This window comes from Paenibacillus sp. PastF-3 (assembly GCF_029893135.1).
Classification (GTDB): Bacteria; Bacillota; Bacilli; order Paenibacillales; family Paenibacillaceae; genus Paenibacillus_AQ; species Paenibacillus_AQ nitricinens.
This window is the reverse complement of sequence record NZ_JARXWM010000004.1, coordinates 207,002-220,389: the sequence shown is the minus strand read 5'-3', so window position 1 is coordinate 220,389 and position 13,388 is coordinate 207,002. Positions and strand designations below refer to the sequence as shown.

Annotated in this window: 15 protein-coding genes; 11 read left to right on the top strand and 4 right to left on the bottom strand. The window is 45.3% G+C overall.

Annotation, left to right across the window (positions count from 1 at the left end; genetic code table 11):
* Positions 1–67 precede the first annotated feature (67 nt).
* Positions 68–652: a helix-turn-helix domain-containing protein gene (locus M2444_RS10625; protein ID WP_094874387.1), complete on the bottom strand. Its 585-nt coding sequence runs from the start codon at positions 650–652 to the stop codon at positions 68–70.
* Positions 653–816: 164 nt separating this feature from the next.
* On the opposite strand from M2444_RS10625, the gene M2444_RS10620 reads away from it, so the two are divergent.
* The 9 genes from M2444_RS10620 (at position 817) to M2444_RS10580 (ending at position 6,586) form a co-directional block, all read left to right on the top strand.
* Positions 817–1,104: a Dabb family protein gene (locus tag M2444_RS10620; RefSeq protein ID WP_042126253.1), complete on the top strand. Its 288-nt coding sequence runs from the start codon at positions 817–819 to the stop codon at positions 1,102–1,104.
* Between the two features lie 210 nt (positions 1,105–1,314).
* Positions 1,315–1,755 carry a DUF86 domain-containing protein gene (locus tag M2444_RS10615; RefSeq protein ID WP_042186787.1) on the top strand — a complete coding sequence of 147 codons (441 nt, stop codon included), beginning with the start codon at positions 1,315–1,317 and terminating at the stop codon, positions 1,753–1,755.
* A gap of 59 nt (positions 1,756–1,814) precedes the next feature.
* Positions 1,815–2,480 carry a helix-turn-helix transcriptional regulator gene (locus M2444_RS10610; RefSeq protein WP_094874388.1) on the top strand — a complete coding sequence of 222 codons (666 nt, stop codon included), beginning with the start codon at positions 1,815–1,817 and terminating at the stop codon, positions 2,478–2,480.
* A gap of 100 nt (positions 2,481–2,580) precedes the next feature.
* Positions 2,581–3,033, top strand: coding sequence for a YtxH domain-containing protein (locus M2444_RS10605; protein ID WP_094874389.1), 453 nt, complete (start codon positions 2,581–2,583; stop codon positions 3,031–3,033).
* 254 nt (positions 3,034–3,287) lie between these two features.
* Positions 3,288–4,094: a glutamate racemase gene (gene racE, locus M2444_RS10600; protein ID WP_042193608.1), complete on the top strand. Its 807-nt coding sequence runs from the start codon at positions 3,288–3,290 to the stop codon at positions 4,092–4,094.
* Positions 4,095–4,306: 212 nt separating this feature from the next.
* Positions 4,307–5,521, top strand: coding sequence for a M14 family metallopeptidase (locus tag M2444_RS10595; protein ID WP_094876157.1), 1,215 nt, complete (start codon positions 4,307–4,309; stop codon positions 5,519–5,521).
* A gap of 104 nt (positions 5,522–5,625) precedes the next feature.
* A complete protein-coding gene (locus M2444_RS10590) occupies positions 5,626–5,877 on the top strand; it encodes a hypothetical protein (protein WP_094876156.1) in 252 nt (83 codons plus the stop codon).
* Positions 5,878–6,002: 125 nt separating this feature from the next.
* Positions 6,003–6,305: a HesB/IscA family protein gene (locus M2444_RS10585; protein WP_042126263.1), complete on the top strand. Its 303-nt coding sequence runs from the start codon at positions 6,003–6,005 to the stop codon at positions 6,303–6,305.
* Positions 6,306–6,346: 41 nt separating this feature from the next.
* On the top strand, positions 6,347–6,586 hold the full coding sequence (locus M2444_RS10580; RefSeq protein WP_042126265.1) for a YuzB family protein: 240 nt from the start codon (positions 6,347–6,349) through the stop codon (positions 6,584–6,586).
* Positions 6,587–6,672: 86 nt separating this feature from the next.
* Here M2444_RS10580 and M2444_RS10575 read toward each other — a convergent pair whose 3' ends face one another.
* Both M2444_RS10575 and M2444_RS10570 read right to left on the bottom strand, forming a co-directional pair.
* The gene (locus tag M2444_RS10575; protein WP_280787052.1) at positions 6,673–8,643 is read right to left on the bottom strand and encodes a sulfatase-like hydrolase/transferase; all 1,971 of its coding nucleotides are present in this window, start codon (positions 8,641–8,643) and stop codon (positions 6,673–6,675) included.
* A 203-nt stretch (positions 8,644–8,846) separates the two neighbouring features.
* Positions 8,847–9,986 (bottom strand): THUMP domain-containing class I SAM-dependent RNA methyltransferase, encoded by a 1,140-nt coding sequence (locus M2444_RS10570; RefSeq protein WP_076283187.1) that lies wholly within the window; start codon positions 9,984–9,986, stop codon positions 8,847–8,849.
* A 198-nt stretch (positions 9,987–10,184) separates the two neighbouring features.
* On the opposite strand from M2444_RS10570, the gene M2444_RS10565 reads away from it, so the two are divergent.
* Positions 10,185–10,814: an O-methyltransferase gene (locus M2444_RS10565; protein WP_094876155.1), complete on the top strand. Its 630-nt coding sequence runs from the start codon at positions 10,185–10,187 to the stop codon at positions 10,812–10,814.
* Between the two features lie 7 nt (positions 10,815–10,821).
* Here the strand turns inward: M2444_RS10565 and M2444_RS10560 are convergent, their stop codons facing one another.
* Positions 10,822–12,042 (bottom strand): MFS transporter, encoded by a 1,221-nt coding sequence (locus M2444_RS10560; protein ID WP_094874394.1) that lies wholly within the window; start codon positions 12,040–12,042, stop codon positions 10,822–10,824.
* Positions 12,043–12,320: 278 nt separating this feature from the next.
* On the opposite strand from M2444_RS10560, the gene hemE reads away from it, so the two are divergent.
* The gene (gene hemE, locus M2444_RS10555) at positions 12,321–13,382 is read left to right on the top strand and encodes a uroporphyrinogen decarboxylase (RefSeq protein WP_094874395.1); all 1,062 of its coding nucleotides are present in this window, start codon (positions 12,321–12,323) and stop codon (positions 13,380–13,382) included.
* Positions 13,383–13,388 lie beyond the last annotated feature (6 nt).

Sequence of the window (13,388 nt, the reverse complement as noted above, 5' to 3'; positions counted from 1 at the left end):
GCAAAAAACCCTTTTCATGAATTCATGAAAAAGGGTTGGCATTGCACTTATAAACGAAGTGATCACATTAGAGCGTTCCGCAGTCTGCAAATAGAATATGGCGTGGAATCCGGAAGAAGGCTTCGGCTTTTTCCTGCAGAGCAGGGGTAGGCAGATGGCTGCTGTGCAACCATTTTCGAAACGTTCCGGGATGAACGCCTATCCAAATACTTACATCGGTAACGGAAAAATCGTAAACCATACAGAGACCGGTCAGAATCACATTGCTACGTGGAGAACTGGTAATACTTCTTTTCATAAATCGCGAAGGTGTTGGTTGACATACAATTGGACTTTGACGAATCAGTGCTTCATTAAACAAAATGTGGGGCGGGTACCCGAGTAGGCGGCAGGTCTTGTCAATGTTATTGTTGGAAGGGATACGACCTTCGTATACCCAGGCACTTACGCTGCGAGAGGATATACCCAGATCTTCTGCGAGTTTTGAAAGTTTGATATCCTTAGCCATCAATACAGCAAGTAACACACGGTTTCTAATCTGGCTACGCTTTGGACGGCGGAATCTTTTTACACGAACGCCTTGTCCAAGATATTTGCGGTTGATCAGAGACCACGCCTGGATATTATGAGTTTCTTGTTGGTTACTAGGCATAATTCCTCCGATTTTTTAAAAATATACTACAACACTTTCCTGTACATCGGCAATGGTTAATGCTGCTATTTCTGTAATCACCTTTTAAGTTTCTTTCAGAACACGTAAGCTTATGATATATTTTTAATATCTAATTACAATATTACAACAGGGAGCGAGTTAGAATGATCAAGCATATTGTGTTTTTTAAATTGAAGGACCGGTCCGAAGAAAGCGTTGCGGCAACGGTAGCCGTACTGCGAAATATGGAAGGTAAAATTCCGCAGCTCCTTTCGATTGAAGTGGGTGCTGATATCATTCATTCTGATCGATCCTTTGATATTGCTCTAGTTACGGTGGTAGCTTCTCTAGATGATTTACAGGCTTATCAGGTTCATCCCGCGCACAAGGAAGTTATAGCTCATATTAATGAGGTTAAAGAACTTTCAATTGCTGTGGATTACGTAATTTAAGCAGTCTACTGATTAACAAGCATCATCATTTTATACCGGAAGCGGTGACAGGAATGCGTGAGCTCGAGTATCCGATGGAAGCGTTAACTTATTTGGTCGTTTTTCTTGCGGCATGTTTCATTATGTTCTTCTGGCTGAAACGCCGCGGCAAACGCGGTAAGTAGGGATAATGCAGATTTCTCTAACTATTTTTGACATGGGGGTATTGCTGTGTATTATGTCAACCGCAAACAAATCGAAACCATTCTTGCTCAAATCCCAGATATAACGACGGGTCTTCGGACTGTAACAGCTTCATGGGATGGCAATACTTTAACCGGACTAATACAAGAACGTTGCCTTCATCTGGCGATAGAGGTGGTTACGGACGTTGGTAGTTGTCTGATTGACGGTTTTATTATGCGCGATGCTGGAAGTTATGAGGATATCATTTCAATCATACATGAAGAAAAAGTGCTAGGTAAAAGTGAGATCTACGAGCGATTGATAGAGCTTGTCGCACTTCGTAAGCCGCTCGTGCAGGATTATTTTGCCTGGGAAAGAGAAGCGCTGCACCCGCTCACACCAATCCTTTCAGAGGTGCTAGAGAAGTTTGCTGTTGAAGTAGGGAATTATTTGGATCAGGAACTTGGGTCCGGTGTAACGCTATAATAGCATAAGATAGAATCATATAAAATAGGCGGTAGCCGTGAAAGAGAGGGGGTTCCTTTATGATGAAGATGGGGCAGGAAAATGGATCGACAAGGCACTTGATTATGACGCTCCTGAAGACGAAAGGACCACTGACCATCGGCGCGCTGGCAGAAGAATTGGGAATTACAGAGATGGGTGTCCGTCGCCATGTGCTTCAGCTGGAGCAGGAGGGACTTGCTAAGACAAAAGTGGTTCGGCAAGCGATGGGGCGGCCTTTACATATGTATTCTTTAACAGAGAAGTCCGAAGAGTATTTTCCAAAAAGTTATCACAATCTGGCTTTGGAGCTTCTGCGTGAATTGGATTATGGCAGTGGATTGGATGCTGTTAATACATTGTTTGAGGGACGCCGTCGCCGGATGCTCACACAGTATGCACCAATGATGGAACGCCGGAGTTTGGAAGAACGAGTAGCTGAGTTATCGTCGATCCAAAACGCCGGTGGATATATGGCAGAGTGGAACCGTGAAGAGGACGGTTCGTTTGTCATAAGAGAATACAACTGCCCGATTCGCCAGGTGGCTACTCAGTATCGTAAAGCTTGTCAATGCGAGCATAGCCTATTTGAGGAATTGCTGGATGCTAAGGTTACACGAAGTGAATGTATGGCAGAAGGCGGACAATGCTGCCGATACGCAATTGCACCCAAAAATGTAACAGACAAAACTTCTGAAAAGTCGTAATAATTAGTCACAAGACAAACTCCTGCTGCTTATGATATAGCAGATATAGGCATTAGCCCGGTAGAGCGGGGAGCAATGAATTTAAAGGAGAGATGAAACGATGAAAAAGGACACTAAAGGTTTGTTATGGGGAGCTTTAGTCGGAAGTGTGGTTGGATCAGTGACAGCCCTTCTGTTCGCGCCTAAGCCAGGTAAAGAGCTGCGCAAGGATATTGCGGAAGGAACAGCTGCCGGCATTGAAAAGGTACAGGGAATTGCCGTGCAAGCTGGAGACAAGAGCGTTGAGCTGTACGACAAAGCTAAGGATTCTATAGGTCATGTAGTCCATGAGGTTCGCGAATGGAGCAAATCATGTTCGAATGCTGTAGAAGAAGATACTGCTACTGTAGCAGTAAGTGGAATTGCTACGGAAGAAACGATTCAAGAGGCTGCGGCTACTTTGGAAGAGGTAACGGAGTTAGAGGTTTTACCTGTTAGTGATGAAGTAAGCAGTGAAGAAGCTAGCCTTGAAGAAGCTCAAACAGATGACAAGGACAATAACGAAATCGCATAATGAAACAGTGGATGGAGTGTTTGGTTTTACGGTTAAAAAGTACTTATTCTCTTTTAATAGAGCCGCTTTTTCGCATTGGGCGGAGAGTGGCTTTTTTATTTCATTTTTAAGGACCTGTGAAATAATGTAAAAAGTCTTGTCTTGAACAAAGAGTCCAAAAGGAGTATTATCTGCAATTGGGGCTGAAAGTCAGGTACATTTTGTTTTCGGCTTACATAAGCTACACAAAACAAGTAGAAGGAAGCGGTGTGTTCGTGCAGCAAGCTATTGCAATATTAGACTCAGGTGTGGGAGGGCTAACAGTTGTCAAAGAAGTGATGAGGCAACTCCCGCGGGAGAAGATCATTTATTTCGGAGATACGGCCCGAGCTCCGTACGGACCCCGTTCGACCGAGGAAGTAACATTGTTTACAGAACAAATTGTAGATTATTTGATCCAGTTTAATCCTAAAATGATTGTTATCGCTTGTAATACCGCAACAGCTGCGGCACTCGATTATATCTCAGCCAAGGTCTCTATTCCTGTCATTGGGGTGATTCATCCCGGAGCCCGTGCTGCAATTAGCGCGACCAAAAGCGGACATGTCGGCGTGATCGGTACAATAGGAACCATCGGCAGTGGGGCTTATACTAATGCACTAAAGCAGCTGTCTCCTTTTGTTGAGGTTGTAAGTCAAGCCTGCCCAGCGCTTGTCCCACTCGTTGAGCAAGGTATGTTCCGCTCAGAGAAAAGTTATGAAATTGTAGAGCAGGCATTGGAAGGCATTAAAGATAATAACATCGATACTTTAATTTTAGGATGCACTCATTATCCATTTCTTGTTGAGCCTATTGGTGAGACCATGGGACCGGGAGTCAAACTGATCAGTTCCGCAGATGAGACAGCTCGTGAGATCAGCACGATTTTATATGATAAAGGCAAGCTGTCCATCGGGGATGAAAGTCCAATTCATCAGTTCTTTTGCAGTGGTGATGCAGAAATGTTTCAGCGAATTGCCCGTGACTGGCTTGGAGAACAAATTAAACGCACCCCAGTAGTATGGCAAGTATCCACGTTATAAGCAGAGCAATGTTGAATTGAATAGGGACAAACTCTACGGAGTGTAAGATAAAATAGGCTGGGAAGCATAATTCCCAGCCTATTTTATCTTCTTGTGATTCATTTCTCCTTCATGCAAGGTAGTGGCTCTTGCATACAATAGAGTTAAGTGCTGTTTGCTGCTATTTTTGTATCCGCCGTATCAGCAATTTAAGGCCGAGAGGATGAGACCTAATGCGACAATATATTGCAAGTAGGGGAGATACCGTAAGCCGAATTGCCGCCCTGCATGGATTAACCCCTGAGCATGTCATTCAAGGCAATCCATGGGTTGGGAGACAGTCTTATTTATATCCGGGTCAGGTTTTATTTCTGCCGTCTTCGCCACGTAAAAGATATGCGGTGCAGGAAGGGGACGACCTTGAACGTATAACGTCATTATTCAATGTGAGTTTAGATGATTTGGAGAAGCTTAATCCAGGTGTGTCCTCAGGGCGCTTCTGTACACCGGGAAAAGTGCTCGTCATACCACCTCCGATTCCAGAGCGAGTGGTATTCTTACGTGGAGAGTACGGTCCGGTTGATGTTGAGAAGGACATCAGCAGTCTGATTGCACAATATCCTTTTATACAAGCACATCCAATTGGCAACAGTGTGCTCGGCAAGCCAATTCATGTGCTTAAAATAGGCAAGGGAACCCGTCATTTGCATGTTAATGCGGCTCTACATGCTAATGAATGGCTGACCTCGCCTTGCCTGATGTCGTTCATAGAAGAGTATGCGGCAGCTTATGTTAAAGGTTTGGCATGGAATGGTCATTGTCCAGAGGAATGGTACAATAATTGGACCCTATGGGCTGTACCCATGGCAAACCCAGACGGTGTGGAGTTAGTGCAGGAGGGCGTTTTACCAGGCCACCCTTATTATGAGGACCTTATGATATGGAACGGGGGACGGCGGAGTTTTCGCCATTGGAAGGCCAATATACGCGGTGTGGATCTCGGGGATCAGTTCCCTGCTCATTGGGAAGAGGAACGGGAACGCCGTGGTGTAATCGGGCCCTCTCCGCGTGATTACAGTGGTCCTAAGGCGTTAAGTGAACCTGAGGCAGCCGCTCTAGCGGTACTTGCTGAGAACGCGCCCGGAGAAGCTGCAGTGTCTTTGCATAGCCAAGGTGGAGAGATCTACTGGAATTACCGGGGATATGAGCCGCCCGAAAGCCGCGAATTAGCAACACGGTTGGCGGCTGCGAGTAGCTATCGTGCAGTCGAATTAACGGGCAGCGATGCCGGATATAAGGATTGGTTTATCCAAACCTTTCGCAAACCAGGATTTACTGTAGAGCTGGGGATCGGCAAAAATCCGTTGCCACTGGCAGATTTTGAGGATATGGCGTTAGAAACAGGTCTGATTTTGGGAACGATACTATCCAATGTGAAAAAATTATGAAACAATTACAGTAAACTTGCGTAACATAAACCATAGGGTATGGCCGCTGTCGTCACTACACGTTATCCGCGGCTGTATCCTTTTTACTTGGGAGGAGAGCCACTATGAAACTGAAAAAACTGCTGTCACTGAAACAATGGTCTACTATCTTCAGTAGTTCCTGGCGATATGTGATCTCCCCAAAAGTCGCAATAGGGGACAAGCTTTTATTCACAATCCCAGTGCTGCTCTATTGGGTGTTGCCGGATTTCATGCCTTTTTTACCGATCGATGATATTGGTGTGACAATGCTCCTTATGGGCTGGTTCGTGTCACGGATGGGACGGAAATACCCGGCACTTCAGGCCGGAAACTAAGGCAGTGAAGTGAGATTTAGCTCGGATTGTGTATCTAATTTGTTAATATAGTTGCTTTTAGATATCAATTACCTTTAAAATAGGTAATTGAGTATTTAATTTAAGTACTAGGAGATGGATGATAGATGAAGGTCAAAATTACCCGCAATGCGGCTAAAGTGATAAAGAAACAAATGGAACTTGAAGGAAACAGCGAGCTGAAGCTTCGCGTAGCGATTACGCATGCTCACGGTGATCATGCTCACTACGGACTGGATTTGGACACGCCTAATGAGAATGATGTTGTAGTCTCGACAGATAAAGAAATCGATGTTATTCTTGATCCGAATCAACCGCTCCTTGATGGTGTGGTCGTTGATTATTTATATCTTCCTGAAGAAGGTTTTGTTATTACTAATCCATCTAAAGGTAATCACGGCGATCACTAAACGTTTCGCCTTAAATTTGGGACATAAAGAAGGGTTGCTCCATGGCTAACGATATACAAGTGTGCGATGAATGTAATTTTATGAAATTGAAAAGTATCATACCCAAACTGCAAAAGATGGCGCCTGATGCAGAGATCAAGGTCGGCTGTAAGTCGTACTGCGGTCCATGTGGCAAACGGGCCTTTGTATATGTTAATGGTCGTTATGTGAGTGCTCCAACAGAGGAAGAAGTGTTGAAGAAGGTAGAAGCTTTTATCAAGCAACCGGCCGTTCAGAAATAATGCAGAGGTCTTATCCATCAACTTAAAAAGCCCTAAACCCGTTCTGATGACGGAGTCTAGGGCTTTTTGTTTATAAAATCAAATATTTATGGTGCGGATTCTTCTTTTCGGAGCATCTTGATGCCATCGTATTTCATGATATCGTCTGAGATTTGCAGTCTTTGCTTGCTTGTCTCGAACCCGGTGCTACAACCCGCAACGTCTATAGCTTCGCGGCTGTCAAGGCTATAACAGGTGCCGTTGTTGAATTGTCCATTATCACTTGGTAGATAGGATCTCTTCGCATTAGCAAAGGCACCGGTTCGCAGTGTCACAAGTCGCTCTTTGCCGCTGAACAGATTATTACCCATAAGATAATAAGGATCTTGTGAGATCCCCAGCAGATGGAGTAAGGAAGGTGTGAGATCCAATTGACCAGCCGGATTAGAATCAAGCACCGAGGTGTTATTACCCGGCAGATGAATGAGCAATGGAACTTGATGCATAATTTGATGCATGTCGAGTTTGCTTAAGCTTTTACCAAGAAATTGTTCGTAATAAGAGGTGTCTTGGATTGAGTTATCATGATCACCATAAAAGGCAAGAATCGTGTTATCCCACAACTCACGCTGCTTCATATCACTCACCAATTCACCTAGAGCTTCATCTGTATAATGAACAGCCTGCAAATAATCTCCGAAGATGGTACCTTTAAACTCCCCGGTATCAAGCCCTTGTTTAGCCGCAGGGAGAGAATATGGGTGATGACTAGATAGTGTAGTCAAAAAAGAGTAAAAGGGCTTCTGGATCGATTCTGCAGAATCCATAATATTTAGGGACTGCCGCAGGAATGATTTATCTCCCAATGACCAGCCTAGAGGCTCGTCGATCTTAAAGTCTTTTTTGCTATAAAAATGGTCATATCCCATCGCCTTATACATCATCTGCCGATTCCAGAAGCTTCCTTCATACGCATGGAAGGCATTGGTGCTATAGCCCCTGGACTTCAAAATGGCAGGTAACGTGTCGAATTGATGATCCGGGTAACGGACAAATACTGAGCCGGAGACCAGCGGATACATTGAACCATTCGAGGCGAAATCGGCATCGGAGGTTCGTCCTTGTGAGGTCTGATGATAGTAATTACTGAAGTAGGTATTCTCTTTGATTAGAGCGTTCAAATTAGGTGTGACCTCTTGTCCATTGATCGAACGTCCCACTACAAAATTCATAAAAGCTTCGGCCTGAATAACAACGATGTTGCTTCCGCTGTATTTTCCAAAGCTGTCGTTAAGAGCACTTTGCTCAGCATTGTGTTCATTGAACCAGAGCTTCATGGAGCTGGCTTCCTTTTGTGAAAGCTCAGGCTGCGGGCCTAAATGATCTTTGGTATACAAGTAAATATCATAACCATGAAATCCAATGAGTCCAGTAACGTTATACATCGCCAAGCTCCACCAATTACCAGTGAATAAACCCTTGGCCCACGTAGTGGCGTAAGAGTGGATAGGACCAAAGGTCAGAATGCAGCCTAATAGTAATGCAACGACTCCGTTAACGCTCTGTTTTAGTCCTCTCATTAAGCGTGAAGAGGGACGGAAATGACTTGTACGAGCATAATAGGATGGCTGTTTATTATTATAGGTAGGCGTGTTCCGACGGAATAACACCACGCAAATGGTGTAAACCAGAAATATCAGCCAATCCGCGAACAAGTAGAGATCAGAGGGACGGAGTAGTGCAAAGATACTTCCGCCAAGTGCATCCATCTGTCCGGCTTGAAAAAGAACAGGAACGGTGATGAAATCCTGAAAGTAGCGATAGTAGACAATATCAGAATAAATAAGTAATGTCAGGAGCACGTTTATGATTATCAGGGCTATGGTCTGTCCACGTCGGGGGAGCCATAACACCCAAAATGATAACAGCATAACTGAACCGATAGCAATTAGCTTATCGAGACGGTTCATATCAATATTAGGGGCATGCAGGCCGCTGTGAAGAAACATTAGCTTAGCGAGCATAAGGACAAGAAAAAGGATGTAACCAATATAACGGGAGCGGACAATAGTGATCATTCTATCCGTTATCGATGAGCTGCTCCTACTAAATAGATCTCGTGACACGTTAAAGCCTCCTAGCGTAGAAGTTGAGTATGTAAGAAGAAACGGACACCGTCCTCAGTCGAGGGAGATGTCCGTTCTTATATTTCTCGCATAAACGCTTACCATCCTTATAAGGACGCCGAAGGCGTTCATGCTTGGCGTAATTGTCTTCCGAATTATTTCGGATTTCTAGGTGGAAGTGGACCCAAGTATTGATAATATTGACACTCAATACGTCCGTTATACAACTTGCGACGCTTGTCCGCTTTACGGCCGTAATATTGTTCGAATTCCTTATAGGGACTAATCGCGAAGAATGACCAAGTCGGTAGATACAGCATCATTTCACCAAACTGGCGAGTCAGCTTCTCCACCTCTTTATCATTACTGATCCGTTCACCATATGGCGGGTTGGTAATGATACAGCCATATTCGCCTTGGGGTCTTGCTTTGGCGGCAGCCATCACGGTGAAGGTGATTTCTCCGGACAGGCCGGCGCTTTTAGCAGCGGCTTCAGCAATTTCTATAGCAGCAGGATCGATATCCGTGCCGGTTAGCTGCAACGGATAATCATCTCGCACGGCATCGAAAGCTTCTTCGCGAGCTTCTTCCCACAGATACTTAGGAATGACTGGCCAATGTTCTGAAGGGAAGGAACGACGTAGTCCCGGTGCGATGTTCCAAGCGATCATCGCGGCTTCGATCAACAATGTTCCCGAACCACAACATGGATCATATAGCGGCCGGTGGCCATTCCAGCGGCTAAGCTGGATTAAAGCGGCGGCCATCGTTTCCTTCAGTGGCGCTTCTGTAGCTTGTCTGCGGTATCCACGTTTGTGAAGAGCGGGTCCGGTGGTGTCTAGCGTAATAAGCGCGATATCATTTAACAGTATCACTTCGATCACATATCGAGGTCCGTTCTCTGGGAACCAGTCCGTATGATAGGAGAGCTTCAGCTTCTCGACGATAGCTTTTTTGACAATCCCTTGGGAAGCGGGTACACTCGTTAGTTGTGATTTATGGGATCGTCCTTCAACCGGAAATTCTCCATTCTCGGGAATCCAGTCTTCCCAAGGCAGCGCTTTAACACCCTCAAATAACTCATCGAAGGTTTTAGCGGGGAATTGACCCATTTTTACTAATACGCGGTCGGATGTACGCAGCCATAAATTACAGCGACAGATGTCGATATAATCACCACTGAACAATACACGACCGTTCTCGACCGTGGTCTCATAACCCAGTTCGTTTAATTCGCGCGCTACTACAGCTTCTAGTCCCATGGGGGCAGTAGCGATTAATTGTAATTTGCTCAAATACTCTCAACTCCGTTTAACTTGTAGATAAATACAAAAAGCCAGTACAATAAGAAAAGCCAGTACCATAAGAAAAGCATCCATACAAGTATAGGGGAATGCGGGACACTTCACAATGCCCGGCATTCCATAAATCATAAAATCTTCCCCGTCATCCCTTCATTCGAGAAAACGGGGGGTCATCAAAGGAGAAACTTTATGCTTACACAAGAAGAATACAGTGAACAACTTTATACCGAGGATGAAATCCTGCTTCAGGTAAAAGAAGCTATCGTCCAATCGGGTATGCCGGAGGTGTCTGTCGAGCCGGGGTACGGAAGACTGCTCACTATGCTTGTTAGACTGTCCCGCTCCACGCGTATTTTGGAAATTGGTGCACTTGGCGGCTACAGCGGGATTTGCTTATCTCGCGGCTTCACTGAAGGTGGCACGCTGACTTCGCTAGAACTGAGGGCCGATTATGCCGAGCTTGCTCGCCGTAATTTAGAACTGGCCGGATTCGGGGATTCTACGGAATATAGAATAGGACCCGCTATGGACAGCCTGAAGGCACTGGACGAAGAGGGAGCTAAGTTCGATTTCTTCTTTATCGACGCAGACAAGATTAACTATATCAATTACTTGGAATATGCCATCAAGATGGCTAATCCAGGAGCGATCATTGCTGGTGATAATATCTTTCTCCGCGGACGGACGCTAAATACAGATCGAAATGGACCTGCCATTCTGGCTGTACGGCATTTCAATGAAATGATCGCCACCGATGACCGTCTGATCAGCACTTGTCTGCCAGCCTATGATGGACTGGCGTTGGCAATGGTGAAATAGCAGAAGATTAGCGAAATAGCCGTGGCGGAGTAGCTTTGTATAGCTTAACCCGGACCCATACGGTGTTTAACAGCAACAAGCTTCCGGAGATGATAAACAGTCCCTCAATACCAATATAACCAGATAGAAAGCCGCCTATGATAGCTCCTAGCATATTGCCCAGTGACAATGTGCTGCCGTTGAAGCCGAATGCGCGGCTTTCTTTCCCGTCAGGGGTATAAGACCGGATAAGCGCATTAACGCTGGGCAATAGGCCGCCCATAAAAATCCCCATGAGAAAGCGGACAATGATTAGCTGCCAAACGCTAGTAACGAATGCCTGCGGAATCAGGAATAGTGAAGCCCCGATTAAGGCGTAGGTCAGAATGCGATGTGCGCCGACTTTGTCACTCAGCTTGCCGAGCAAGGGGGAAGCCATCATGTTAGAGATCCCTGTAACTGCGCTGACCATTCCAGCTAAAAAGGCTATATTCTCAGCAGGCCCATTTAACTTTTCAACATAAAGCGGCAACAAGGCCATGGGGCTGATCATTGCAAATTGCAGCAAAAAGGTTACACCAAACAGTGCCGGGAGCTGAGGGATTTTGATCAATTCCTTCAAGCCCTCCATTACTGATACCTGCGGCTCTTGTGCCGCTTCTGCACGATCAAATTTCTCTTTAACGAGAAATAATGCCAGCAGAGAGGCGATAAAGAGCAAGGCGCCAACGACATAAAAGATCGGACGAAATCCGATTAAATCAGCAAGAAAACCACCAATAAGTGGTCCAAGAATGGTACCTGCAACAGAACCCGACTGCATCAGCCCCATAGAAAATCCCATGCGTGCTTTGGGAGTAGTACCCGAAACGAGGGCGATGGAAGCGGGATTGAAGCCGGAGATTGTACCGTTTAGCAGTCGCAGTAAGAGCAGCTGCATAGGGGATTGTGCGAAACCCATTAACACCATAACGATAGCCATGCCAAAGCTGGAGCGCAGGAGCATGATTTTACGCCCATATTTGTCAGCGAGTTTCCCCCATAGTGGCTGGAAAATGAATGAAGTTAAAAAATTTGCGGCAAAAATAAGGCCCGCCCAAATTCCAATTTCATGCTCACCCTGAACTCCAAGATCCTTAGCAAGATACAAGGTCAGGAACGGTGTAATCATCGTCATTCCGGCATTTACCAAGAATTGTCCGAACCAAAGCACTAAGAGGTTGACCTTCCATGTCTCCCATTTCTTCAAAGTGCTTTCACTTCCTTTCAAAGAATTTCAGAAAATACATGATTCACAGAAAAATAGACATTTTATCAGTATATCATTTTTTAAGCTTCAAAAGTGCAATACATGTCATAGTAATGTCATAGGATTGTCATTCCACGATCTTCGTTTTGCTTGTTACAACCTTTTAAAAAGGGCATAATAGTAAGTATGCCGATCAAGCATAAACGCCATCGGCGTTCTTATTAGGACGGTAAGCGTTTATTTTAAAAAATCCTATAAAATATAATGGAGATCTTATCATGACCTACAACGACACTTTTATCCGCGCCTGCAGAAAGCAGGAGACGGAGCACGTTCCCGTATGGTACATGCGGCAGGCCGGCCGTTATGATCCCGAGTACCGTAAAATCAAGGAAAAGTACACATTGCTTGAAATCTGCAAACAGCCTGAGTTGGCGGCTGAAGTAACCTTGATGCCTGTGCGCAAGCTAGGTGTGGACGCGGCCATTTTGTATTCAGACATTATGAATCCGGTCGCTTCTATCGGTGTGAAATTTGATATCGTCAAGGATATTGGCCCTGTGATCGAGAATCCGATTCGCTCTGCAGCAGATGTCGAGAGACTGAAGCCCATTGATGTTGAAGGTGATCTCGGACATATTTTGGAGACAATTGCAATTCTGGATAAGGAGCTGGACGTGCCCTTGATTACTTTCGCAGGCGCACCGTTTACAATTGCCAGCTATCTGATCGAAGGCAGACCTTCCAAAGGATATATTCGTACTAAAGAGCTAATGTACAGTGAACCCCGTGTCTGGGAAATGCTGATGGACAAGCTCGGCGATATGATTATCGCTTACCTCCGCAGTCACGTGCGTAGTGGTGGAAAAGCGTTTCAATTGTTCGACAGCTGGGTCGGTGCCCTTGCGCCACGCGATTTTGAAAAGTATGTGTTACCGACGGTTTCTCGTATTTTTTCCGAATTATCCGATCTTGATGTACCGAAAATATACTTTCCTGGTGTGAGCTCTGGCGAATTGCTACCTAGTCTTACGAAGCTTCAAGCGGATGTAATCGGGGTGGACTGGCGTGTGAGCTTGTCCGAAGGTCGACGCAGAACAGGTGGGAAATTTGCGATTCAAGGCAACCTGGACCCGTATTTACTTACAGCGCCGATGGACGTCTTGAAGGAGCACGCGAAAGAGCTAATTGATGAAGGGGTACAAGAGCCGGGATATATCTTCAATCTGGGTCATGGCTTATTCCCGGAGGCTTCCTTAGAGAAGCTTAGAGAATTAACGGAATATATTCACGAATATTCACAGGAAGTATTGAAAGAATCAGCCAAACTGCGTTCTTAAAAATAG

Bases quoted from the DNA above. Each gene is read 5' to 3' on its own strand.
- M2444_RS10625 (WP_094874387.1), bottom strand. From the start codon at position 652: ATGCCTAGTAACCAACAAGAAACTCATAATATCCAGGCGTGGTCTCTG.
- M2444_RS10620 (WP_042126253.1), top strand. From the start codon at position 817: ATGATCAAGCATATTGTGTTTTTTAAATTGAAGGACCGGTCCGAAGAA.
- M2444_RS10610 (WP_094874388.1), top strand. From the start codon at position 1,815: ATGATGAAGATGGGGCAGGAAAATGGATCGACAAGGCACTTGATTATG.
- M2444_RS10605 (WP_094874389.1), top strand. From the start codon at position 2,581: ATGAAAAAGGACACTAAAGGTTTGTTATGGGGAGCTTTAGTCGGAAGT.
- M2444_RS10595 (WP_094876157.1), top strand. From the start codon at position 4,307: ATGCGACAATATATTGCAAGTAGGGGAGATACCGTAAGCCGAATTGCC.
- M2444_RS10590 (WP_094876156.1), top strand. From the start codon at position 5,626: ATGAAACTGAAAAAACTGCTGTCACTGAAACAATGGTCTACTATCTTC.
- M2444_RS10585 (WP_042126263.1), top strand. From the start codon at position 6,003: ATGAAGGTCAAAATTACCCGCAATGCGGCTAAAGTGATAAAGAAACAA.
- M2444_RS10580 (WP_042126265.1), top strand. From the start codon at position 6,347: ATGGCTAACGATATACAAGTGTGCGATGAATGTAATTTTATGAAATTG.
- M2444_RS10575 (WP_280787052.1), bottom strand. From the start codon at position 8,643: ATGATCACTATTGTCCGCTCCCGTTATATTGGTTACATCCTTTTTCTT.
- M2444_RS10565 (WP_094876155.1), top strand. From the start codon at position 10,185: ATGCTTACACAAGAAGAATACAGTGAACAACTTTATACCGAGGATGAA.
- hemE (WP_094874395.1), top strand. From the start codon at position 12,321: ATGACCTACAACGACACTTTTATCCGCGCCTGCAGAAAGCAGGAGACG.